The 22,885-nt window shown below is 64.2% G+C and carries 15 protein-coding genes and 2 pseudogenes; 9 read left to right on the top strand and 8 right to left on the bottom strand.

All coding sequences use genetic code 11. From position 1 onward, the window contains the following. Positions 1-177 precede the first annotated feature (177 nt). The 3 genes from GWC77_RS22365 to GWC77_RS22355 are packed head-to-tail and all read left to right on the top strand — an operon-like array spanning position 178 to position 3,844. Positions 178-648 (top strand): (2Fe-2S)-binding protein, encoded by a 471-nt coding sequence (locus GWC77_RS22365; RefSeq protein WP_173260420.1) that lies wholly within the window; start codon positions 178-180, stop codon positions 646-648. Further along, positions 645-1,652: a xanthine dehydrogenase family protein subunit M gene (locus GWC77_RS22360; RefSeq protein ID WP_254367093.1), complete on the top strand. Its 1,008-nt coding sequence runs from the start codon at positions 645-647 to the stop codon at positions 1,650-1,652. Before GWC77_RS22365 ends, GWC77_RS22360 begins: the two co-directional genes overlap by 4 nt. After that, the gene (locus GWC77_RS22355) at positions 1,649-3,844 is read left to right on the top strand and encodes a xanthine dehydrogenase family protein molybdopterin-binding subunit (protein WP_173260393.1); all 2,196 of its coding nucleotides are present in this window, start codon (positions 1,649-1,651) and stop codon (positions 3,842-3,844) included. Before GWC77_RS22360 ends, GWC77_RS22355 begins: the two co-directional genes overlap by 4 nt. 533 nt (positions 3,845-4,377) lie before the next feature. Here GWC77_RS22355 and GWC77_RS22350 read toward each other — a convergent pair. Next, positions 4,378-5,850 (bottom strand): cobyric acid synthase, encoded by a 1,473-nt coding sequence (locus GWC77_RS22350; RefSeq protein WP_173260391.1) that lies wholly within the window; start codon positions 5,848-5,850, stop codon positions 4,378-4,380. 173 nt (positions 5,851-6,023) lie between these two features. Here GWC77_RS22350 and GWC77_RS22345 point away from each other — a divergent pair, with 173 nt between their 5' ends. The 4 genes from GWC77_RS22345 (at position 6,024) to GWC77_RS22330 (ending at position 13,502) form a co-directional block, all read left to right on the top strand. After that, positions 6,024-7,016 (top strand): CobD/CbiB family cobalamin biosynthesis protein, encoded by a 993-nt coding sequence (locus tag GWC77_RS22345; RefSeq protein WP_173260418.1) that lies wholly within the window; start codon positions 6,024-6,026, stop codon positions 7,014-7,016. A 7-nt stretch (positions 7,017-7,023) separates the two neighbouring features. After that, the gene (cobD, locus tag GWC77_RS22340; protein ID WP_173260390.1) at positions 7,024-8,094 is read left to right on the top strand and encodes a threonine-phosphate decarboxylase CobD; all 1,071 of its coding nucleotides are present in this window, start codon (positions 7,024-7,026) and stop codon (positions 8,092-8,094) included. A 196-nt stretch (positions 8,095-8,290) separates the two neighbouring features. Then, positions 8,291-12,694, top strand: coding sequence for a response regulator (locus tag GWC77_RS22335; protein ID WP_173260388.1), 4,404 nt, complete (start codon positions 8,291-8,293; stop codon positions 12,692-12,694). A gap of 562 nt (positions 12,695-13,256) precedes the next feature. Continuing rightward, positions 13,257-13,502: an H-NS family nucleoid-associated regulatory protein gene (locus GWC77_RS22330; protein WP_173260386.1), complete on the top strand. Its 246-nt coding sequence runs from the start codon at positions 13,257-13,259 to the stop codon at positions 13,500-13,502. A gap of 22 nt (positions 13,503-13,524) precedes the next feature. Here the strand turns inward: GWC77_RS22330 and bluB are convergent, their stop codons facing one another. Next, positions 13,525-14,181, bottom strand: coding sequence for a 5,6-dimethylbenzimidazole synthase (bluB, locus tag GWC77_RS22325; protein WP_173260383.1), 657 nt, complete (start codon positions 14,179-14,181; stop codon positions 13,525-13,527). A 256-nt stretch (positions 14,182-14,437) separates the two neighbouring features. Here bluB and GWC77_RS30120 point away from each other — a divergent pair, with 256 nt between their 5' ends. Next, positions 14,438-14,572, top strand: coding sequence for a hypothetical protein (locus GWC77_RS30120; protein WP_302181379.1), 135 nt, complete (start codon positions 14,438-14,440; stop codon positions 14,570-14,572). Positions 14,573-14,617: 45 nt separating this feature from the next. On the opposite strand, the gene GWC77_RS22320 is transcribed toward GWC77_RS30120, so the two are convergent. The 6 genes and pseudogenes from GWC77_RS22320 to GWC77_RS22295 form a co-directional block, all read right to left on the bottom strand. Further along, positions 14,618-15,976 (bottom strand): cytochrome c, encoded by a 1,359-nt coding sequence (locus GWC77_RS22320; RefSeq protein WP_254367092.1) that lies wholly within the window; start codon positions 15,974-15,976, stop codon positions 14,618-14,620. Further along, positions 15,973-16,980, bottom strand: coding sequence for a cytochrome c oxidase assembly protein (locus tag GWC77_RS22315; RefSeq protein ID WP_254367091.1), 1,008 nt, complete (start codon positions 16,978-16,980; stop codon positions 15,973-15,975). The genes GWC77_RS22320 and GWC77_RS22315 overlap by 4 nt, the downstream gene beginning before the upstream one ends. After that, positions 16,956-17,285, bottom strand: coding sequence for a hypothetical protein (locus GWC77_RS22310; protein ID WP_173260415.1), 330 nt, complete (start codon positions 17,283-17,285; stop codon positions 16,956-16,958). The genes GWC77_RS22315 and GWC77_RS22310 overlap by 25 nt, the downstream gene beginning before the upstream one ends. 54 nt (positions 17,286-17,339) lie before the next feature. Beyond that, positions 17,340-17,969 (bottom strand): cytochrome c oxidase subunit 3, encoded by a 630-nt coding sequence (locus GWC77_RS22305; RefSeq protein ID WP_173260414.1) that lies wholly within the window; start codon positions 17,967-17,969, stop codon positions 17,340-17,342. Further along, positions 17,966-19,520, bottom strand: a pseudogene (locus tag GWC77_RS22300) (cbb3-type cytochrome c oxidase subunit I). The gene GWC77_RS22305 and the pseudogene GWC77_RS22300 overlap by 4 nt, the downstream one beginning before the upstream one ends. Before the next feature lie 10 nt (positions 19,521-19,530). Next, positions 19,531-20,352, bottom strand: a pseudogene (locus GWC77_RS22295) (cytochrome c oxidase subunit II); the annotation flags it as partial. Between the two features lie 209 nt (positions 20,353-20,561). On the opposite strand from GWC77_RS22295, the gene GWC77_RS22290 reads away from it, so the two are divergent. Further along, positions 20,562-21,839, top strand: coding sequence for an Nramp family divalent metal transporter (locus GWC77_RS22290; RefSeq protein WP_173260381.1), 1,278 nt, complete (start codon positions 20,562-20,564; stop codon positions 21,837-21,839). The last annotated feature ends 1,046 nt before the right edge of the window (positions 21,840-22,885 follow it).

The following is a 22,885-nucleotide window of genomic DNA, read 5'->3' as shown; positions in this document are numbered from 1 at the left end:
AGTTCGTAGAAAGAGGGCTCGCGACAGGCGAGGTTCCCCGGGTGCGCCGCTTGAATCGCCTACTACGACCGCCTAATCTTTAAAACCCGCTGCCCGACGGTAGGCGGGTTCACAAGAACGCGACGAACGGAGACGATCGAAGTGGCTATTCCACCGACAACAGACATTGCGCACGCGATGGAACTGACGTTGAACGTCAACGGCTCCGCGCATCGTTGCGTGCTCGATACACGCACCACATTGCTCGATGCCTTGCGCGAGCATCTCCATCTCACCGGTACGAAAAAGGGCTGCAATTTCGGCGAATGCGGGGCGTGTACGGTGCATCTCGACGGGCAGCGCGTAAACGCGTGCATGGTACTCGCGGCGCAGGCCGACGGACGCGCGATCACGACGATCGAGGGGCTTTCGCAAGGCGAAACGCTGCATCCCATGCAGCAGGCTTTCATCGACTGCGACGCTTTTCAATGCGGCTTTTGTACGCCGGGGCAGATCATGTCCGCCGTTTGTTGCGTGCGGGAAGGTCATACGAGAAGCGATGCCGAAATTCGAGAGTGGATGAGCGGCAACTTGTGTCGATGCTCGTCGTACCCCCAGATCGTCGAAGCCGTCAAGGCTGGGGCAAGCGCGCTGAACGGAGGGCAATGATGGAGCCGTTTACCTACGCACGCGCCGCCGATGTCCAGGATGCGCTGAAGCGGTTCGGCGAACGGACCGCGCTGCTGGCCGGCGGCACCGAACTGCTGAACTGGATGCGCCTCGGTATCGAGCAGCCTGCTCACATAGTGGACATTTCGCGTCTGCAGGACCTGAAGGGGATCGAAAGCATCCCCGGCGGGAGTGGGCTGCGTATCGGTGCGCTCGCCACGCTCAACGAGGTTGCACTCCATCCGCGTGTGGCGAACGACTTTCCCGCGCTGTCCGACGCGTGCCTCAAAGCCGCCTCGGCTCAACTGCGCAACCTTGCTTCGATCGGCGGCAACCTGTTGCAACGGACGCGCTGCCCTTACTTTCGCTCGGACGAAGTGCTGCCCTGCAACCGGCGTGCACCGGGTTCGGGGTGCGCGGCCCGCCACGGCATCAACGAGAAGCACGCGATCTTCGGGTGGACCGACGATTGCGTCGCAGTTCAACCGTCCGACCCCGCAGTGGCATTGTCGGCGCTCGAGGCCGATATCGTCATCGAATCTCCGCGCGGCACGCGTCGGGTCTCCGCGGCGGACTTTCATACGTTGCCAGCCGACGACCATGGCATTCGAAAGCACAACGTCATGGACGACGACGAACTGATTACGTCGATCGAGTTACCGTGCGCAATGCCGAATTCAGCCTATCTGAAAGTCCGCGAACGAGAATCTTACGAGTTCGCGATTGCCTCGGCGGCGGTAGGGCTCGAACTCGACGGCGGGGTGATCCGCAAAGCGCGGATTGCGCTCGGGTCCGTGGCGATGCGGCCGTGGCGCTTGAGCGGGGCCGAACGCAATCTGCAGGGGCTGGCCGTTGCATCTCCCGAAGCGCGTCGAGCGGTCGAGCAGGAATTTGCCGCCGCGCGCGCGCTTTCGCACAACGCATACAAGATCGTGATCGCGCGTAACGCCGCGTGGCGTGCGCTTCAGTGGGCGGCGCAACGCGCCGAAGGAGGTGCCGCATGAGCATCGGCGAAGCGCTGCCCCGCCCCGATGGGCGCATCAAAGTGACCGGCCAGGCGAAGTACACCGCGGATCAACGGCTCGACGGAGCACTTTTTGTGGTCCTGGTCGGCTCGCCTGTGCCCGCAGGTACGATTCGGCGGATCGACACACACGAGGCCGAGTCGGTGCCGGGTGTCGTTCGCGTATTGACTGTTGCCGACATGCCGCGCTTTGCGAACGTGACGGCACCCTCGGCCATCACCTTGTTGCCGATGCAGGACACGACGATCCGCCATCATGGCCAGGCGATTGCCATGGTTGCCGCGCAACGCCTCGAGCAGGCCGAGCAGGCTGCTCGACTCGTGCGAGCCGATATCGAAGTCTCGCCCTTCGTTGCGCAAAGTGAAGGCGCGGCTGTCATCGCAACGGAAAATCTTTACGCACCCGCCGAGTTTTCGAAAGGCGACATCGCTCGGGGGTTGTCGAGCGCCGTGCATCGGCACGAGGCCGATTACCTGCAACCTTCGCGGCATCACAACCCGATGGAGCCGTCAGCGGTCCAGGCGATCTGGGACGGCGACGAGCTGACGATATTCGATACGACCCAGCACGGCTACAACGTGCAGGCCGTGCTCTCGAGTGCGTTCGGCATCAGGCCCGAGCAGGTGCGTGTGATTTGCCATCACACCGGTGGCGGCTTTGGCTGCAAAGGTTTCGTCTGGCCGCATGAGCTGCTGGCCGCGGCCGCGGCCCGTGTGCTGCAACGCCCCATCAAGCTCGTGTTGAGCCGGGCTCAGATGTATTCGATGGTCGGCTATCAACCGGACATGCGTCACCACATGGTGCTTGGCGCCGACGCTGACGGGCGCCTGAGCGCGTTGAGCCATGACGTCGAAAACGTGACGTCGATTGCGGAGCAATTCGTCGAGCATGCGACGTCCGCGTCGCAGGGCGTCTATGCGAGCCCCGCGATTGAGACGAAACAGAAGGTGCGGCATGCGAACGTGAATCATCCGACCGCCATGCGCGCCCCTTGGGAGGGGCCGGGTTTGTGGGGGCTGGATTCCGCGATCGATGAAATGGCCCATCTCGTGGGCATGGACCCGCTCGATTTTCGTCTCGCCAACTATGCGGAAACGGATCCGGCGACAGGCAAGCCATGGTCGTCGAAAAAACTGCGCGAGGCCTACACCGAAGGCGCGCGCCTCTTTGGCTGGTACGACCGTCCCCGGGAGCCGGTACGCGATGGGCCGTGGCTGCTCGGCTGCGGTATGGCGACAAGCTCGATGGGATGCTTTCGATTTCCGTCCGTCGCGCGCGTGCGGCTCAACGCTAGTGGCCGAGCGACGATCGAAACGGGCTGCCACGATATCGGCACCGGCACATTGACGATTTTTCCGCAGATCGCAGCGGATGTTCTCGGCTTGCCCCTCGATCAGGTATCGCTGGCGATGGGCGATACGGCATTGCCGAAAGGCGGGCCGACTTACGGATCGTCGTCGACGATGGGCGTCGGTGCCTCGGTTCTATACGCGGCGCGTGCCGTGCGAGCTCAGCTCGCGGAACTCGCGGGCATTCCGGATTCGCAAGCCGAGCTGGCGGACGGCCGGATCCGGTGTAGCGGCAGCGACGAGCGCGGGCGATCGATCTTCGAGCTCATGCGTCAGGCCGGACGAGCGGAGCTCAGAGCCGACGGCGAGTTCAGCTTGCCGGGCGGCGCGCCGTTCAATGCGAACGGCGAGGGCAGCGACGTGGCCATTTCGACGTTCGGCGCAATCTTCGTCGAGGTGGCCGTCGATCCCGAACTGGGCTTGCTGCGGCTGCGGCGCGCGGTGGGCAGTTATAGCGCGGGGCGTATCGTCAATCCGCGCACGGCGCGCGCCCAGATGATCGGCGGCATCATTTGGGGCTGGGGCATGGCGGCGATGGAAGGCACGCATCATGAGCCGACGTTGGGGCGGTGGCTTTCCAGAGACCTGGCTGGCGTGGCAGTGCCCGTCAATGCCGATATTCCGTCCGATATCCAAATCCATTTCGTCGACGAGTTCGATGCGTATGCGAGTCCGCTCGGCGCAAAAGGTATCGGTGAGCTCGGCGCGACGGGTGTGGCGGCTGCGGTCGCGAATGCGGTTTTTGCCGCGACCGGCAAGCGTGTTCGATCGTTGCCGATTTCAGCGGCAGAGCTGGTGATGGAGGGTGCGTCGAGCGCGTGATCGCGACCGTCCCTGACGGTGAGTACTTTCGGGAGTCTCATGACGGCTTATCTGATCTCCGATGTTTCGCCTCGCGATGCCGAGGCGTTCGAGGCTTACAGAACGCGGGCCGCTGATCAGGCCAACCACGAAGTACGGCTGAACGAACATATCAGCCACCTCGAGGGTGAGGTTTTTCGGGAGCGAGGACGGAATCGCCTTCGCTGGGTCCCATCGGTGAGCTTTTTCGGGACCGGCCGTCGAGGGGGCTCGTAGTAGCGGCGCCAAAGAAGCCAAAGGTGAGCGTTTTCGGGATCGCAGCCCGTAACGCCTTATCCCGCGGCCATCAAGGTGAGTGTTTTCGGGAGACATCAGCCAGAGGCGCGGCGCGCGATCATGTGCGACTGCGCTGCCTGCCTGACGTAAGGTGAGCTTTTGCGGGACCCCATACGATGGAGGGGCAGGCGTCATCGTCGACGGAAATCCCGCGACCCGCTAGACTACGCCGTTCCTTGCAACGACGGACAACGGCCTTGGCTCATCGCGATTCCCGCTCATTCGATCAAGCGCCAAAGCGCTGGTATATCGACGTGCGCGGCAACCGCGTCGGCCAATGTGTCGATCGACGCAAGCCTGCGGGCATGGTAATCGATGCGTTGAGCGTCATCGAGTCCCGCCCAGCGCAGCAATGCCGCACAGGCATCGGGACCGTCGAAGAGGCCATGCAGATACGTGGCGAAAATCTGTCCATCGTCCGATATGGCGCCGTCGGGCCGCGGCTCCTCGCCAGCGCCCTGGCGCAGCCACATGGCCGGCCGCGCGAGTGCCGCGCCCGTCGTCGTCCCCATGTGGATTTCATATCCATGCACTGGCGCATCGCCGAGTGTCAGCGAACCCTCGGTGCGGACGAGTTGTTTTTCGGGCGCGAGCTCGGTTTCGAAATCGAGCAGCCCGAAGCCGTGGGTGCATTCGGTAGCGCTCTCGATGCCAAGCGGATCGCGCATGCCGCGTCCGAGCATTTGCATGCCGCCGCATATGCCGATGACCTTCCCGTCATAACGCAAATGGCGACGCAGGTAGTCTTCCCACCCCTGTGCGCGCAGCCACGCGAGATCGCGTTGAACGCTTTTACTGCCGGGCAGAATGACGAGATCCGCTGCGGGCAGCGGTTCGCCAGCCCGGACGTAGCGGAAGTCGACTTGCGGGTGCGCGCGCAGCGGATCGAAATCGGTGTGATTGCTGATGCGCGGAAGCGCGGGCACGATCACGCGCAACACCGTGTCGCCCGAGGCAGGTGCGTGCCGTGCAGCCGGCAACATGTCCTCGGCATCGAGCCAAAGGCCCGGCACGAACGGCACCACGCCGAGCACGGGTTTGCCGGTTCGAGCTTCGACCCAATCGATGCCGGGTTGGAGAAGCGCCGGGTCGCCCCGAAATTTGTTGACGATCACGCCCTTGACGCGCGCGCGTTCAGCCTCCGAAAGACACGCGAGCGTGCCGACGATTTGCGCGAACACGCCGCCGCGATCGATATCGGCAACGACGACGACGGGGCAATCGGCCGCTTCGGCGAAGCCCATGTTCGCGATATCGCCCTCGCGAAGGTTGATTTCGGCCGGACTGCCTGCGCCTTCCACAAGCACGAGATCGTAGGCGGCCCGCAGTCGTTCGAACGATTCGAGCACGGCCTGCATGGCGATCGGCTTGTACGCATGATAGGCCCGCGCATCGAGGTTGCCGCGCGCCCGACCGTGGACGATGACTTGCGCGCCGATGTCGCTGTTCGGTTTGAGCAGCACCGGGTTCATATCCGTGTGAGCGTCGACGCCGGCCGCCAATGCTTGCCAGGCCTGGGCGCGGCCGATTTCACCGCCATCGACGGTGACGGCGCTGTTGAGCGACATGTTTTGCGGCTTGAACGGCGCGACGCGGATGCCGGCTCGCACGGCGATTCGGCACAGCGCGCCGACAAGCGTGCTTTTGCCCGAATCGGAGCTCGTTCCTTGAATCATCAGCGCGCGTGGCATGGATGGTGTCCTGAGCAGGTCGAATATGAAGCGCGCCTTTGGCGCAAGCATCGCGCGGCGGGCGCGTGCCGTGAAGCAGGGCTGCATTATGTCACCGCCGCTCGCGTCGGCGCATATGCATGCGTGCGACAGCTGGGCCGAACAACGGCCGCTGCGGCGGGAGCATTGCAATGATGGCACTGCCGTCCTTCGCGGCAATCGCCATGCTCGCCATCATGGGCGTGGTACTCGACTGGTGGCTGGGCGAGCCGCAGCGCGCTCATCCGCTCGTCGCATTTGGACGATTCGCAAAGCGGCTCGAACGATCGCTCAACCCCGACCGCGATACGGTCGATACGCGAACCGAACGATGCGATTCGCGCACGCGGCTGGCCGCGCTGCGCGTTCGCGCGCTTGGCATCGTCGGTTGGGCAGTGGCTGTCGTGCCGCCGGTCGCGCTATCGATCGTGCTGACGCGCGTACTACCGCTCGCGTTTGCATGGGTGCTTCACGCGTTGTTGCTGTGGTTCGCGCTGGGCGCGCGCAGCCTTGCCGATCACATTACTCCCATCGAAGGCGCACTCATGAACGGCGATTTGCCGCGCGCGCGCGCGCTGGCATCGCGCATCGTCACGCGCGATCTTTCGGACGCGGAAGCATCGGCCGTCGCACGCGCAGCCGTCGAATCGGCCCTGGAAAACGGCAACGATGCGATCTTCGGGGCGTTGTTCTGGTTCGCCATCGCGGGAGGGCCGGGCGCGCTGGGCTATCGGCTCGTCAACACGCTCGATGCGATGTGGGGCTATCGCACGCCCCGGTTCATCTGGTTCGGTTGGGCCGCGGCGCGCCTCGACGATGCGGCCAACTATCTGCCCGCACGCCTGACCGCGCTGACTTACGCGCTGTGCGGCAATCCGCGCAATGCATTGCGGTGTTGGCGGACACAGGCAGCGGCGTGGGACAGCCCCAATGCGGGGCCTGTCATGGCAAGCGGCGCCGGCAGCCTCGACGTATCGTGCGGCGGAAGCGCCCGCTATCATGGCGTCGATGAAGCGCGTCCACCGCTCGGCAGCGGCGCCGCGCCGCATGCCAGCGATATCGGGCGGGCGCTGTCGCTCGTGCGGCGGGCGCTCTTGGCATGGCTGGCCGGCTTGAGCCTGCTAGCCGCTGCGTCAATGGTGTTTTGAGCAGATCATGTCCACATCCGAGCTTCCCATCGTCTCAGTTGCCGTGCCTCATGGCGGCAACCTTTCCGAAGCCGTGCGCCGTTACGGCATTGCTCTCGAACACTGGATCGACCTTTCGACAGGCATCAATCCATGCGGTTATCCGGTGCCCGATATCGACGCGCAGGCGTGGCTGCGCTTGCCCGATGACGACGACGATCTCGAAGCGATCGCGGCCGCCCATTATGGCGCGTCGCGCGCACTGGCCGTTGCGGGCACGCAAGCGGCCATCCGCATGCTGCCGCAGGTCCTGCCCGTGGGGCGCATCGGTATCGGCTTGCTGACTTACGGCGAATATGCGCCGGCGTTCGCAGCCGCGGGTTTTACGGTGGAGCGCTTCGTCACGGAGCCGTTTGCCGATCGGCGCGACGCCGCCGATTTCCTTCTTGCTCCGGGTGTACCGCTACCGGCGACGTTGACGCATCTGGTCGTCGTGAACCCCAACAACCCCGGCACCGAATCGTTCGACGCGGCCACGCTGCTCGACTGGCATCGTCAGCTCGTTTCGCGCGGCGGGGGCCTTATCGTCGACGAGGCATTCGTCGAGGCGACGCCGCATCTGAGCGTGGCCTCGCATGTCGAGACAGACGGCCTTGTCGTATTGCGCTCGGTCGGCAAATTCTATGGCCTCGCTGGCGCTCGGGCTGGATTCGCGCTCGCTCCGGCCGCACTCGATGACGCAATGCGCGGACTGCGTGGGCCGTGGACCGTATCGGGCCCGACGCGTAGCGTGGTGCGGGCCGCATTGCTTGACGAACCGTGGCAGCGCACGATGCGTACGCAGCTGTGCGACGCGTCGGCGCGTCTCGTGGCCTTGCTCGAGCGGCACGGATTGAAGGCGACGCATACGCCGCTCTTCGCCTGGACACGCTGTGCCGATGCCGCTCGCCTGCAGGACGGACTCGCACGTCGCGCCATCTGGGTCCGCCGATTCGATGTCGTGCGTGGGCTACGGTTCGGCTTGCCCGCCGACGAACGCGCGTGGGAACGTCTCGATCGGGCGCTCAGCGAGGCATTGACGACGGACGATACGCTTTGAGCCGTTGGTCGCGCAACTTTGTTTCCGATTCGTCGGATGGCGGATCGCCCGTGCAGTAATTCTTGCAGTCGTCGCGTCGCGCACGATTTGTGCCCGATTTTTATTCGCGCATTTACGGCGATTTGGCCATACGGCATATTGGTTTTTGCGGGTGGCGGCGATATCTTTGCTGAATCGACGAGCAAGGAACTGCCACATGAACGAAGCATCGCATTCGTTGCGCCAGGCGCAGGGTTGGGACTTTCTTTCGGGCGGCGGCGAACTGGGCGGACTCATCCGCGCATTCGATTGGAGTGGGACGCCGCTCGGTGCGCCTGACACGTGGCCGCAAAGCCTCAAAGTCGCGCTGCGCATCATGCTCAATTCGAGCCAGCCGATCTGGATCGGCTGGGGCAAGCAATTGATCTATTTTTACAACGATCCATACAAGTCGATTATCGGCGGCAAGCATGAATGGGCGCTGGGCCGGCCGATAAAGGATGTGTGGAGCGAAATATGGAGCGATATCGAGCCGATGCTCGATATGGCGATGAGCGGGGGCCGCGGCACTTATGTCGAGGAGCAACTGCTCGTCATGGAGCGTAACGGCTACCGCGAGGAAACGTATTACACGTTCTCGTTCAGCCCCATTCCAAACGACGACGGCAGCGCCGGCGGGATCATTTGCGCCAATACGGACGATACGCCGCGCGTCATCGGCGAACGGCAACTGGCGCTGTTGCGCGATCTGGCCGCCGATGCAACGCGTGCCCGAACCTGGCAGGAAGTGTGCGCACGCAGCGTGCAGGCGCTTGGCACGAACGCACGCGATCTGCCGTTCGCGATGATGTATATGGCTGACGATATCGGCGCACCGACGCTCGCGCTCGCGTGTGCGTCCGGGATCGATCGCGCCCACCGTGCCGCGCCGCATTCGATCGCCGTGGACGATTCGTCGATCTGGCCGGTCGGCGAGGTATTGCGTACGCGCACACCCACGCTGGTCTCGGAGCTTGGCAGGCGCATTGGCGTACCGTTGCCGAGCGGTCCTTGGGACGAGTCCCCTGCGCAGGCGGCGTTGCTGCCCATCGTGCCGGGCGCGGAGACCGGCCGGGCTGGCGTGCTCGTGGTCGGGCTCAATCCGTATCGCCTGTACGACGGCAACTATCGAAGCTTTCTCGGGCTCGTTGCCGGGCAGATTTCTGCGGCCATCGGCCATGCCCAGGCCTACGAGGAAGAGCGGCGGCGCGCCGAAGTCCTGGCCGAAATCGATCGTGCCAAGACCGCGTTCTTTTCGAACGTGAGTCACGAGTTTCGTACGCCGCTCACGTTGATGCTCGGACCGCTCGAGGACGCCCTCAACGATCCGTCGGCAAATGCGCTCGCGCCGCCTCAACGTCGCCGCCTGCTGACCGCACACCGCAGCAGCGTGCGGTTGCTCAGGCTCGTCAATTCGCTGCTCGATTTCTCGCGTATCGAGGCGGGGCGTGCGACAGCGATGTTCGAGCCGACCGATGTGGCCAAGTTCACCGCGGAACTCGCATCGAGTTTCGAGTCGGCCACCCAGCGGGCTGGCCTCGAATTGTCTATCGAGTGCGAGAGCCTGCCACAGCCGGTCTACGTCGACCGCGATATGTGGGAGAAGATCGTCCTCAATCTCCTGTCGAATGCGTTCAAGTTCACATTCGAAGGGCGCATCGAGGTGCGCACGCAGGTGTCGGCCGACGGGGAAGCCGCGCAGATCGTGGTCCGCGATACGGGTGTCGGTATTCCCTCGAACGAGCTGGTGCGCTTATTCGAGCGTTTTCACCGTGTCGAGGGACAGCGTAGCCGCTCCTTCGAAGGGTCCGGCATCGGGCTCGCGCTCGTGCACGAACTCGTCAAGCTGCACGGCGGGGCAATCTCTGTCGAGAGCGAGGTCGGACGCGGTACCGCATTCACCCTGAGCCTTCCATTCGGCACCGCTCATCTGGCGCCCGATCGCATCGGTCCCGAACGCCTGCTTGCATGGACGCCCCACCGTGCGGGCGCATACGTCGAAGAGGCTCTGCGCTGGCTGCCGCAGTCGGGCGCGGAGGACGGCGACGAAGCCCCGTCCGAGCGCGCCGACGACCTGCCGACGCTGCCGTTCGGCAGCCGGACGAGGGGGGCGCGCGTGCTTGTCGTCGACGATAACGAGGACATGCGCCGCTATGTGAGCCGGTTGTTGCGGGGGCAATGGGAGGTCGACACTGCCGCCGATGGGCACGAAGCGCTCGCGGCGATCCGCGAGCGCAGGCCCGACGTCGTCTTGAGCGACGTCATGATGCCGAATCTCGACGGCTTCGACTTGCTGCGTGCAATTCGTTCGGACTCCGAACTACGCGATCTGCCGGTCGTACTCGTTTCCGCGCGTGCCGGGGAGGAGGCGAGTGTCGAGGGATTGGGCGCGGGCGCCGACGACTATCTGACGAAGCCGTTTTCGGCTCGCGAGCTTCTCGCGCGCGTCAATGCGAACCTCGAGATGGCGAGACTGCGACGCGAGGCTACACGCGATCTACGCGAAAGCGAGGCGCGCTTCCGGAATATGGCCAATCACGCACCGGTGATGATGTGGATCAGCACGCCGGAGGCCGAATTCGATTATCTGAACCAGCCTTGGTGCGAGTTCACCGGACAGACGCTCGATGAGGCAATAGGCGCAGGCGCCTGGGCAGCACTGCACGACGAGGATCGCGAGAGCGCCCGCCAAGACTTTCTCGATGCCCATGCCGAACGCCGCCCGTTTCGCGCCGAATACCGTGTACGGACCGCTGCCGGCGATTATCGCTGGGTGTTGGGCGCGGCCGTACCGCGCTTCGGTGACGACGGGAAGTTTCTCGGCTACATCGGCTCGATCATCGATATCTCGGATCGTAAGGAGGCCGAACAGATCTTGCGCGAGGCGAACGTCGTACTGGAAAGACGCGTCGCCGCGGCGATTGCGGAACGCCTGCATACCGAGGCGCAATTGCGCCAAGCGCAAAAAATGGAAGCGATCGGCAAGCTCACTGGCGGTGTCGCTCACGATTTCAACAACGTCTTGCAGGTCATTGCCGGCAATCTTCAACTGCTGAGCCGCGACGTATCGGGGAATCTGCGCGCCGAGCAGCGGCTGCAGACCGCCGTTGCCGCGACGGCACGCGGTTCGAGGCTCGCTTCGCAACTGCTGGCATTCGGACGCCGGCAACCGTTGTCGCCGAAGACGGTCAATCTCGGCAGACTGATCCGGGGCATCGACGACATGCTGCGCCGCTCGCTTGGAGAAAGCGTCGAAATCGAAACGGTGATCACGGGCGGGCTGTGGAATACGTTCGTCGATACGGTGCAGGTCGAAAACGCCCTGCTCAATCTGGCCATCAATGCGCGCGACGCGATGCAGGGTCACGGCAAGCTCACGATCGAAGCGGGCAATGCTTTTCTCGACGATGTCTATGTCGCGCGTCATCCCGACGTGGCGCCCGGCCAATACGTCATGGTCGCCGTGACCGACACCGGTTGCGGTATACCGGCCGAGTTGCTCGAACGTGTCTTCGAGCCGTTCTTCACGACGAAACCCGAAGGCCGTGGTACGGGCCTCGGGCTGAGCATGGTCTACGGTTTCGTCAAGCAATCGGGCGGACACATCAAGATCTACAGCGAGCTCGGGCAAGGTACGACCGTGCGGCTCTACTTGCCGCGCGCGCGCCAGCCCGAGGATGTCGAGACCGAAGTCGAGGCCGGGCCGATCACGGGCGGTACGGAAACCATTCTCGTCGTCGAGGATGACGAAGACGTGCGCGGAACGGTCGTCGATCTGCTCTCCGAGCTCGGTTATCGCGTGCTGCGGGCGAAGGATGCGCAAAGCGCGCTCGCGATCGTCGAGAGCGGGGTGCCGATTGACCTCGTATTCACCGACGTGGTCATGCCGGGGCCGCTCGATAGTCCCGAGCTGGCCCGCCGCGCGCGGGAACGACTACCCAACATCGCGGTTCTGTTCACGTCGGGCTACACCGATAACGCGATCGTGCATGGCGGCCGGCTCGACGATGGCGTCGATCTGCTCAGCAAACCCTATAGCCGCGAAGCGCTGGCACGCAAGATTCGCCACGTCTTGCGGCATCAGGTGCGTGGCAAGCCGGCATTGCCTTCGCCGTCGTTGCTTGAGACCGACGCTCCGCAGCCTGTCAACGCCGTCCGCATGCCTGGGCGCTTGCGCGGGCGCGTACTGCTGGTCGATGACGACCCGATGGTTCGCTTCACCACGGCGGACATGCTGTCCTATCTCGGCTATGCCGTGACTGAAGCCGCCGATGCGACGCAAGCGCTGGCACTACTCGGCAAGCACACGTTCGATGTGATCGTGACGGACATCGCACTGCCCGATCTGTCCGGCGACGAACTGGCGATGCGGGCGGTCGCATTGCAGCCGGGGTTGCGCGTGATCTTCGCATCGGGGTACGACGAGCTGCCCGACGGCCGCAAGCCGGAAGCGCTCGCCGGGGCCGCGATGCTGCGTAAGCCGTACGATCGCGAGCAGATGGAAGCGTTGCTGGACGCGGCCATGATGGTACGCATGTCGACGGGTTCAGCCACCGCACCGGTGACCGGATACCGCGGCTAGGCCGCGCCGTTCGACAAGGCCGATGGCACGGTCCGAAGGTGGAGCCCTATCCGACGTCCGCGCCTCGTGCCCACGGGCTCCCGCGTGGTGAGGTTTTTCAGGAGCCCCTGGGCGTGAGGTGAGCTTTTTCGGGATAAGGGGTACTTGTTTGCCTCCGTTGCGGTGCGTTGCAGGGGGCTTTGCGTCCGATTTTCTGCTTCGCGGGACGCTTTTCGGCCCATCGGCACCCGCCGTGCCTCGCGAAGTCCGGCGTTTTCTCCCGTAAAGGCTCACCTTGTCGCGCTGCGGCGCCAATGGTGAGCTTTTACGGGATGGGCTTTCATGTTTTGGGATACTCCGACGCAATATGCGGAGTAGACCTCGTTATTCGTTTTGACGTTTTGCTTTTTGGAAGTTTTGTATCGATAATTGACGTCGACGGCCTGAAACACAATCTGGCGCGCGTCCATCCGGACCCGCCGTTGGGCGGTTGTAACCGCCTGCTGCCGCGAGTCGAGTATGATTCGGCTCGGGTCAAATAAGGGGCTCCACACCCCCGCATCAACTACAACCGGAATCATCGATGGAACAGCTTGAAGGCGAGGCTCGCGAACGATTGATTCGCTGGCTCCGGCGTCGCATGGACGAATACGGCATTACGGTCGAAGCTGTGGCGGAATCGATTTCCGCCGACAAGCAGGCTGAACGGCCCATCCTTTACCGCGATGCGATGGGCAATACGTGGGATGGCTACGGAGATCCGCCTGATTGGCTGCGTCGTGCCGTCGCCGCCGGACAGAACATGGATTTCTATCGCTGCGAGGGATAACCGGGCGCGAGGCCTGGGGCTTTCAGCGCTCGGAGTCCGTCGGCGGCCATTCGTTTTCGAAAACGCACTCGGCTAGCGGCATTCGTTGGGCCCAGTGTTCGATTTCGAGCATCGGCCGAGGATAGAAGCGCTCGACGTGTCCGAGGCACAGTATGGCGACGGGCCGGGCGCCCATCGGCATCCGCAACAAGCGGCGAACGTCGTCCATCTCGAAGAGCGACACCCATCCCATGCCGAGCCCTTCCGCGCGTGCAGCGAGCCACATGTTCTGAATCGCGCAGGCAACCGACGCCAGATCCATATCGGGCATCGTGCGGCGACCGAATACGTGCTTTTCGCGGCCATCCATCAGCGCCATGACGAGCAGCTCGGCGCACTCGAGCATGCCTTCCACCTTGAGCTTCATGAATTCGTCGCTGCGCTCGCCGAGTGCAGCCGCTGTGCGTGCGCGCTCGCGCTCGACGGCATCGTGCAGCGCTTTGCGCCGTGCGTCGTCGGTCACCCTGACGATTCTCCATGGCTGCATATATCCGACGCTCGGTGCGTGATGCGCCGCATCGAGCAGGCGGGCGAGCACGTGCGGATCGACCGGCTTGCGCACGAAATGACGCATGTCCCGCCGTTCATGGATGGCGCGATATACGGCCGCGCGCTCCCCGTCGTCGAATTGCATTGCCATCGAAAAATTGGCCTTTGAGGCTCGCGAAGTCTATTGATACGTGCTGGCGCGGCTCGCGCCAATCGATGATGGGGAGCGCCGAACGCCGGGCGGGGCTCAACGATACCACGCGTGCCGCCACACGCCGCCCTCGCGAGGGGGCGCGATCGAACTGAAAGGACATGCTCGTGTGAGCCGCGCGCACGGGCCGGGAACAGCCGTTGCGACGCAATACAGGCGAGTCCAGGAGATTTTCTTCAGCCAACAGGAGGACCAGATGACATCGCGAAAACCCAGCCAAGCCGCGCCGACCAACCCGCGCGGGCATGATCGCGGCGATCACCGGCAGGCTCAGCAGCAACAGAATCAGCAAAAGATGCCGCGTCACCAGGGCGGCCAGCGTCAGCCATAGTCAAGCAACGCATCGGGCCGACCGGCGCGCCTCGTTCGAGTCATGTCATTTATGCAGCAGTTGCCGCAGCGCATTGACGTCGTTGCCGCTGATCGGCTGAGCGTTGTTACCCCATGCGCTGCGGATGTAGGTCAGCACTTGTCCCATCTGTGCATCGACGAGTGTGCCGGCAAACGCGGGCATCCGTTGGCGAGGCGGCCCTGACTCCGTGGCGGGGCTGTTTCCACCCTCCACGAGCAGGCGGATCAGCGACGTCGTATCTTTCGCCAGCACCGACGGATTGCCGGCGAGCGCGGGGAACACACCGGGCACGCCCTTGCCGTCGAGCCCGTGGCAACGCGCACAAAACGATCGATAGACGAGGTTTCCGAGCGACTGATCGTCGGCCACGCGATTGCCGTTCGCGGTGGGCTGCGTCGATGCGTCTTGCGGTGCAAACGTGCCGGAAGGCTCGCGCGTCGGCAGCGACTTCAAGTAGTGGGCGATGGCGAGCAGGTCGCCATCGCTGAGATATTGGGTACTGTCCTCGATCTGTTCGACCATGCTGCCGTAGGCCACGATGCCGGCGGCATGGCCCGTCTTCAGAAAGCGCGCGATATCGGTCTCGCTGAGGCGGCCTAAGCCGGAGCCCGCATCGCCAGTCAGATTCGGCGCGAACCAATGATCGTTGATGCCACCGGTCAGGAAACGCGGCGCCGATTCGTCATAGCCGCGCTCTTCGTAGGCGAAGCCTCGCGGCGTATGGCATGCACCGCAGTGGCCCAGCGATTGAACGAGATAGGCGCCGCGATCCCATTGCGCATCGCGTCCCGACGGCTGTCGAACGCCCTTATGCGGCATGAACGCCCATTGCCAGAAACGCAGCGCCCAGCGCTGGTTGAACGGAAATGCGACGTCGGAGGGAGGCGTCGGCTTCGACACCGGCGGCACGCGCCGCATCATGAACGCGTAAAGCGCGTGCAAGTCGTCATCGCTCATTTTGGAAAAGGCCGTATACGGCATCGCCGGGTAGAGCCGCTTACCGCCGCGCGCGACGCCTTCGCGCAGTGCTTTTGCGAAATCATCGTAGCTGTAGCGGCCGATGCCGTAGCGTACATCGGGCGTGATGTTGCTGGTCACGATGGTGCCGAACGGCGAACCCATGCCGAGTCCACCCGCGTAAGGCGCACCGCCTCCGGGTGCCGTATGGCAGCCGGCGCAGTCAGCGGCTTTTGCGATGTATGCGCCGCGTTCGAGCAGGGTGGTGTCGGCACCCGAGACGGCATCGGCCCGATGCGGTGCTGCGGCCTGCTTGGCGTCGTCGGTGGAGGCATGCGCTGTTTCGCGCCCGCCCTTGCCCATCGCGATGGCGACGATGGCAGGCAGCGTCAGCAGCAGCAATCGCAGGGCGAGCGAGGCCTTCATCGGGTGGGCTCCCGGAGCGACGCGGCATTGGACTCCGGAATCGGCTCTGCCGATGGCGTGTGCGATATGAGCGGCGAGCGAGCGCGCGTCAACCATCGTCCAGCGACAATCAGCGCGCCGATCAAATAGGCGAGCGAGGCGGGCACCCACATGACGAGCCCACCCAGTTGCTGATCGCCGAGCGGCTCCATGCCGAGTGCGCTCGTCGGCTCGACATAGGACGGATACCAGACGCCCGGCGAAAGCGTGATGAGCGCGCCGAGGGCGCCGGTATGGACCATCGTCGTGAAGAGTGAAAGCATCGCGTGGCCCGAACCGCGCGATGCTGCTCCCTCGCCGAGAATCGACCACCAGAAGATCAGGGCGGTCCCCAGGAAGCTCGCATGTTGCAGCGTATGAACGCCGGAATGGGCGAGTGCGCTCTCGAAGAGTGGCGGTGCGTGCCAGGCCCAAAGCGCCACGGCATGAAGAAGCCAGGCCGGCAGTGGAGCGACGAGCGCGCGCCATGCCGCGGACCATGCGCGTGTGCGCAATACACGGCCGATCGCCACACGGGCGCGTTGCGGCAGCGCCCATATCCAGATGCCGAGCGGCCGGCCTGCGACGAGAAGCGGCGCGGCGACGATCATCATCGCTTCATGCTGCACCATGTGCGCCGAAAAAAGTGCCGCGCTCAACGCGTCGAGCGGAGAGACGAGTACAGCGGCGATTACGGTCCACCCCGCGACGAACGCCATCAGATGCGTCTGTCGCGCGCCACGTCCGAGACGGGAACGTCGCGTCAGTCGGACGAATCCCGCGAGGTACGCGGCCAGGCTCACCGCGAGCAAGGCGATCGCCCACGAGTCGAACGCCCAGCCGAACACGGGTGTACCGGAGGCCGCTGTGGCGGGCGCATGCGCCGAGGCAGGCGCGGCGAAGGCGGCAGCGACGAGCGCCGACGTCCACCGTACCGGCGACCTCGCACAGGCGAGCACGCTCATCGGCAGGCGGAGAGCAGCCATTGCGGGAACCACATCATCAGTTGCACGAGGGTGCCCAGCGCGCCAACGATCGTCGCGGCAAACGCAAGAAAGGCCTCGCGCGCGTCGCGCGATTCATAACTGGCCGAAAACGGTACCGACGTTTGGCGCCATCGACGATAGGCCAGCGCAGTCGCCGCAATCGAGACAGCGAACGCGATGCCGCTCACGGCATTCAGCGGCGCTCGGGTGTGCCACGCGCAGGCGTAATGAACGAGAGCATAGTCGGCGCTTTGTGTTGCGAGGACCAGTGCGGGTACCGCCAGCAGTGCGAACCAGGTTTTCATTGCGTTCATGCGTGCGTCCTCTCCTTCGACCGGGTCGACCGGCTCGGCCGGCCATCAAAACAGTGCCCGCGGCGCCAGATAGACGACGGCGTAGATCGGTATCCAACTGAGCACGACGAAGTACCAATAGACCGCGTTTTCGCTGACATCGACGAATCGTCGACCTTCGATCGGTCCCGTGAAAAGCAGGACATCGAGCACGGCTGTATCGATCGTATCGGTGACGAGGTGCGTCGTATGCAGGCCCAGCAGAAACCACACGATCGATCCGTAGGCGTTCGCGTACCACTTCACATTGAGCGCCGCGAATTCAAGACCGCGAACGGCGAGAAAGGCCAGGGAAAACGCGAGGCATATCGTCAGCCAGAGCCTGCAGCGCGGTAAATCGAGGCGCTGCGCGGCCCGCTTCGCCAATTCGTTCGGCACAAGGCTCACGAGCAGAATCGCGAGGTTGGCCGTGCCCCAGCGCATCTCGGGCGGCGGGGCACCGAGTGGCCACACCGCGTTGATATCGCGCAGGTAGAAGTACATCGCGACGGCGATCGCGAAGACTGTGCCCTCGATCAGCATCAGTCCAGCCGTCGCCCACCACATCGCGCTGCGATGTCCGAAGCCGAAGCTCGGCAGATCGCGGACATCGACCGAATCGCGTCCGTCGCGCGAGGAGGCATCGCCGCTGCTCATGGCTTGCGTTCCAGCGCCACGGCTTGCGCGTGATGACGTCGCGTCGGCCAGAACCATGCGGTCAGTGCGATAACGACCGGCAGGGAACCCCACACGACAGCCCACGGAGTGAAGATCGAACCGATGAAGAGCACCGTCGTGGCAACGGCACTGACGAACGGCCAGATCGATGGCGTCGGGAAGAGCGAGCGCAGATCCGGGCGCGCGTCGAGCACCGTCGTGAGCAGTACCTCGCGGGCATCGGCCGCAAGTCCGCTGACATGGGCGGGATGCGTCGGCGGATCCCAGAGCGGATCTCGGCCGTGCACGACCGGCAGCGCGTCGAAGTTGTGAGGCGGCGGCGGGCTCGGCGCGGCCCATTCGAGCGTGCCGGCGCCCCAGGGATTCGGGCCCGCACTGAGCCCGTGCCGCAGGCTGCGCCAGACGTTGAAGACGAACAGCAGCACGCTTGCCGCGATGGTCAACGCGCCGACGGTCGAAATCAGGTTCATCGTGGACCAGCCCATACCGGCCGGATAGGTCCAGACGCGCCGCGGCATGCCGTGCAGCCCCAGCCAGTGCATCGGGAAGAACGCGACGTTGAAGCCGATGAAGAAGAGCCAGAACTGCCAGCGTCCGAGCCGCTCGTCGAGCATGCGTCCCGTGACCTTCGGAAACCAGTAGTAAACGGCGGCGAAGAGCGGGAAGACGGCTCCGCCGATCAGCACGTAGTGAAGATGTGCGACGACGAAATAGGTGTCGTGCAACTGCAGATCGAGCGACACCGAGCCGAGCATCACGCCGGTCATCCCGCCCAGCACGAGAATGAAGAAAAACGCGAGGACGAACAGCAGCGGCGTTTTGAGGTTCAGGCGGCCCGTGACGAGCGTGGCGATCCAGCAATAGATTTGCAGCCCGGAGGGCAGGGCGATCATCACGCTCGCGGCGGTGAAAAAGCTTTTGCCGAGTTGCGGCACACTGGTGGCGAACATGTGGTGAACCCATAGCCCGAAGGCAAGGAAAGCGGTTGCGATCAACGCGAGGACGATCGCCGTATAGCCGAATATCGGTCGCCGCGCGAAGGTCGGCAGGATCGACGAGATGAAGCCGAGTGCCGGGATGAAGATCAGATAGACCTCCGGATGGCCGAAGAACCAGAACAGGTGTTGCCAGAGCAGGACGTCGCCGCCGAGCGACGGATTGAAGAACTGCGTACCGACGAGCCGGTCGAGAATCAGTGCGGTACTGGCGAGCATCACGGCCGGCATGGCGAAGATGACCATGAACTGCGTGACGAGCGTGGCCCATGCGAAAAGCGGTATGCGGGAGCGACATGCCCGGTGCCCGCATCTTGAGGATCGTCGTGATCAGCACGATGGCTTCGAGCAGCGAGGAAAGCTCGGTGAACGTGATCATCTGCGCCCAGATGTCGGTGCCCTTGCCGGCAGCGTAATCCGGGCCCGCAAGCGGGACATAGCTGAACCAGCCCGCGCGCGGGCCGGCGCCTAGCACGAAGGCGACGTACAGCGTGAGTCCGCCGAACAGGAACACCCAGTAGGCATAGGCGTTCATGCGCGGAAAGGAGGTCGGGCGCGAGCATGCCGAGCGCATGCGTGCCGCGGACCGTATGGCAGTTCGCGCACGACGACGCCTCGAAGAGCGCCCGGCCGCGCGCGGCCAATGCGTTGTCCGGCGGCGCGGCCGGCAGGCGTTGCGCGGCTGCCCAGGCGGCATAGCGCTCGGGCGGGTCGGCCATGACAGTCATGGCCATCAGCGCATGTTCGGTGCCGCAGAACTCCGCGCATTGGCCGCGGTAAGCGCCGGGCCGGTCCGCGCGGAATTCGATCGTCGAACCGATGCCCGGCAACAAGTCCTTCTTGCCATGGAGATTCGGCACCCAGAAACTATGAATGACATCGCCGGCCGCGAGCGAGACGATCACGGGCCGGCCTACGGGTATGTGCAGTTCATTGGCGACGGCGAAACCGGGTGCGCCGTCTTCCGGTGCGTAGTTGGCCTGCCACCACCACTGCCAGCCGGTAAGCTGGATATGCAGCGCATGGGCGGCCGGCAGTTTAGAAAGCGCCCGATCCGTCAGTGCGTCGGCCACTGTCAGCCCGACGAGCAGCAGGACGGAAACGGTGGTTGCCGCGATGACGGCCCGTCGCGGGCCGCGCTCCGGGCGGGTATTGGCGGACAGATCCGGTGCGGCGGGCGTATCGGCACGGCGGCGCGCTAGCGCCACGAGGACGGCCAGAAGCACTGCGGCGAAGGCCGCGCCTGTCACGATGAGCGTGAAGTGCCAAAGGCGCGCGATATGTGCCGCTTGCACTCCTGCAGGTGCGAGCGCATCGTGCTGTGGAGTGGCGTGCGCGAGGGCGGGGAACCCACCGGCGGCGAACATGACAGACCTTCCGAATATGACAGACCGTCCGGCGTACGTATGGCGGCCGGCGCGCGGTGTCGGACCGCAGCGGTTGGCATGCGAAGTGCGGGGTCGTTTCATTCGGCGGCGACGATGGCGGGACGTCAGCCGAAGAGCACGTTTTGTTCCCGTAGGAATTCGATCGGACGCATGAACACTCACGAGACGGCGCGATGAACGAGGTGCGCATGTCAGATCGTCGGCGAGGCTCGAGCGCTCGTACGGCCAGGCAGCTTCGCGAAGTGCTCGAAGGCCGGCGCCGCGGCGCGCGAATGCTGCTGCCGTTCGCCGGGCCGGCCGTGGTCGTTTCGGTCGCTTACATGGACCCCGGGAACATTGCAACGAACCTGCAGGCAGGCGCGGGATACGGATATGCGTTGCTGTGGGTCGTGCTGTTTGCGAATGTCGTCGCGATGCTGTTCCAGTCGATTTCGGCGCGCGTCGGGGTGGTGACGGGAGAGAGCCTGGCCCGCGTTTGCGCACGCGCTGCGCCCAAGCCGGTGACGTTGGCGATGTGGGTCGTCGCCGAGATCGCAGCGATGGCTACCGACTTGGCGGAGTTCCTCGGGGCAGCTATCGGTTTTTCGCTGGTTGCGCATCTGCCGCTCATCATCGGGATGGGCGTCACGGCTGCGCTGACCTGGGGACTGCTGTTGATGCAGGGGCGTGGTTTTCGTCCGCTCGAGCTCGCGATCGGCGCGCTGGTGGGCGTCATTGTGATCGCCTATCTCGCGCAATTGCTGTTCGTGCCGCTCGACTGGCGTGCGGTGGCGCACGGAACGTTCGTGCCGACGGTCGCCGATCGCGAGGCGCTCTTCGTGGCGGTGGGCATCGTGGGCGCCACGGTCATGCCGCATGCACTGTTTCTTCATTCGGGACTGACGGGCGAGCGCGTCGCGCCCCTCACCGACGACGAACGGCGCACGCTGCTGCGCTATTCCAACGCGGAAGTCGTCATCGCACTCGGCGTGGCGGGGCTCGTCAACATGACGATGGTGGCCATGGCTGCCGGTGCGTTTCACCATGGATTCCCGCAGATGGCACAGATCGACGTCGCCTATCGGACATTGATCCCGCTCTTCGGTTCGATGGCAGGGGGGCTGTTTCTGACCGCATTGATGGCATCGGGCATATCGAGTTCGGTCGTCGGCACGATGGCAGGGCAGATGATCATGCGGGATTTTGTCGGCTTTACCGTGCCCCTTTGGTTGCGCCGACTGGTCACGATGCTCCCGGGATTCATCGTCGTCGGAATGGGCGTGGATGCCACGCGTGCGCTCGTGCTGAGCCAGGTCGTACTGAGCATCGCTGTGCCTGTGCCCATGATTGCGTTGCTGGCGGTTGCCTGCCGGCGACGTATCATGGGTGGCTATCGACTCGGGCCGCTCGCAATGTTGCTCGCCATCGTGTTTGCCGCGGCGGTGTTGCTGATGAACGGAGTGCTGGTTGCGCGTATTGTTGGGTAGCGGATGCCTCGCTCGGCGTGAACTCAACCTGCGTCGCGGCTAGCGGCGATGGACCGCCGCGGCCGCTGGCTTCGCGCCGGCCAGAATCCGTCGGATCTGCGCCAAATGCTGCTCCGCGAGCACGCAGTCTTGCGCGGCGCGAATCGGCCGACGTGGTGCAGGCGGCCAAATCCCCAGATAACGACATAGTGCCGAGACAAACACGGGCCGACCGGAGTGCGCCAAGTGCCGCGCCGCTTCAGCCACGCGCACGTTGCCCGCATGCGTCATTAGCCAAGCCAGCGCCTGCCGGTCGTCGTCATTCGCAATGCGGATCAGCCGTTCCATACAGAGCCTATACTGTATAAATGAACAAGTACATATATACAGTACTTTGAAGTAATTAGCAAATCTGCTGGTCGCGACCGGAGACGCGGCGCGCCTACAAGCGCGAGCTCGAGCGCGCGCTCTCACTGGATCTCTGGACGCGGCTGCGTGCAACGGGAAGCCGCACGGGCCGTACGGCTACACGAGCGATCCGTTACTTCGTCTTTGCTTATCTGAATTCGCGAAATCGCCGCTCAATGACTCGAGATTCTCTGATCGTTAGGGAATTTCGGGGGCATGACAATGACGGAATCTTTTTCGCGAATCAATCGCGCGGTCGCGGGCGATACGGAGTTGCCCGGGACCTCCGCACATGGTGCACAGGATGGGGCATCGCCTGGAGCATCACAAGCGACGCCCGGGCAAAGCCGTAGGCCTGTTTTGGACGAGCGGTTGGCAGGGTTGTCATCCATGGCCGAGTCAAGGACTGTGGCCCAAGCACGCGGCACAGTCAATCCGACCGATTCCTCCGACGGATCAGTGGCGCTGGACTACTGCGGCCGCGAAATCGTGCAGCAACTACGCGCGCCATTAAAATACTGGCTCTTTTGAGAATGCAGTGGGTAACGCGGCTCACGAGGCATGCGGGTTGAAGCTGGAGAAATCTAGCTTGCCGGCGATGAGGAACAGCACGGTTCGCATTGTTTCGAAGCGCGTGTAGCCGCGCGCCTTGCGCTTGG

This window comes from Paraburkholderia sp. NMBU_R16 (assembly GCF_013282575.1).
GTDB lineage: Bacteria > Pseudomonadota > Gammaproteobacteria > Burkholderiales > Burkholderiaceae > Trinickia.
Note: the sequence above shows the minus strand (reverse complement) of the source record. Positions and strands in the feature narration are given on the sequence as shown.

Coding starts and splice junctions, on each gene's coding strand:
- GWC77_RS22365 (WP_173260420.1), top strand. CDS start 178: ATGGAACTGACGTTGAACGTCAACGGCTCCGCGCATCGTTGCGTGCTC.
- GWC77_RS22360 (WP_254367093.1), top strand. CDS start 645: ATGATGGAGCCGTTTACCTACGCACGCGCCGCCGATGTCCAGGATGCG.
- GWC77_RS22355 (WP_173260393.1), top strand. CDS start 1,649: ATGAGCATCGGCGAAGCGCTGCCCCGCCCCGATGGGCGCATCAAAGTG.
- GWC77_RS22350 (WP_173260391.1), bottom strand. CDS start 5,850: ATGCCACGCGCGCTGATGATTCAAGGAACGAGCTCCGATTCGGGCAAA.
- GWC77_RS22345 (WP_173260418.1), top strand. CDS start 6,024: ATGGCACTGCCGTCCTTCGCGGCAATCGCCATGCTCGCCATCATGGGC.
- cobD (WP_173260390.1), top strand. CDS start 7,024: ATGTCCACATCCGAGCTTCCCATCGTCTCAGTTGCCGTGCCTCATGGC.
- GWC77_RS22335 (WP_173260388.1), top strand. CDS start 8,291: ATGAACGAAGCATCGCATTCGTTGCGCCAGGCGCAGGGTTGGGACTTT.
- GWC77_RS22330 (WP_173260386.1), top strand. CDS start 13,257: ATGGAACAGCTTGAAGGCGAGGCTCGCGAACGATTGATTCGCTGGCTC.
- bluB (WP_173260383.1), bottom strand. CDS start 14,181: ATGGCAATGCAATTCGACGACGGGGAGCGCGCGGCCGTATATCGCGCC.
- GWC77_RS30120 (WP_302181379.1), top strand. CDS start 14,438: ATGACATCGCGAAAACCCAGCCAAGCCGCGCCGACCAACCCGCGCGGG.
- GWC77_RS22320 (WP_254367092.1), bottom strand. CDS start 15,976: ATGAAGGCCTCGCTCGCCCTGCGATTGCTGCTGCTGACGCTGCCTGCC.
- GWC77_RS22315 (WP_254367091.1), bottom strand. CDS start 16,980: ATGGCTGCTCTCCGCCTGCCGATGAGCGTGCTCGCCTGTGCGAGGTCG.
- GWC77_RS22310 (WP_173260415.1), bottom strand. CDS start 17,285: ATGAAAACCTGGTTCGCACTGCTGGCGGTACCCGCACTGGTCCTCGCA.
- GWC77_RS22305 (WP_173260414.1), bottom strand. CDS start 17,969: ATGAGCAGCGGCGATGCCTCCTCGCGCGACGGACGCGATTCGGTCGAT.
- GWC77_RS22290 (WP_173260381.1), top strand. CDS start 20,562: ATGTCAGATCGTCGGCGAGGCTCGAGCGCTCGTACGGCCAGGCAGCTT.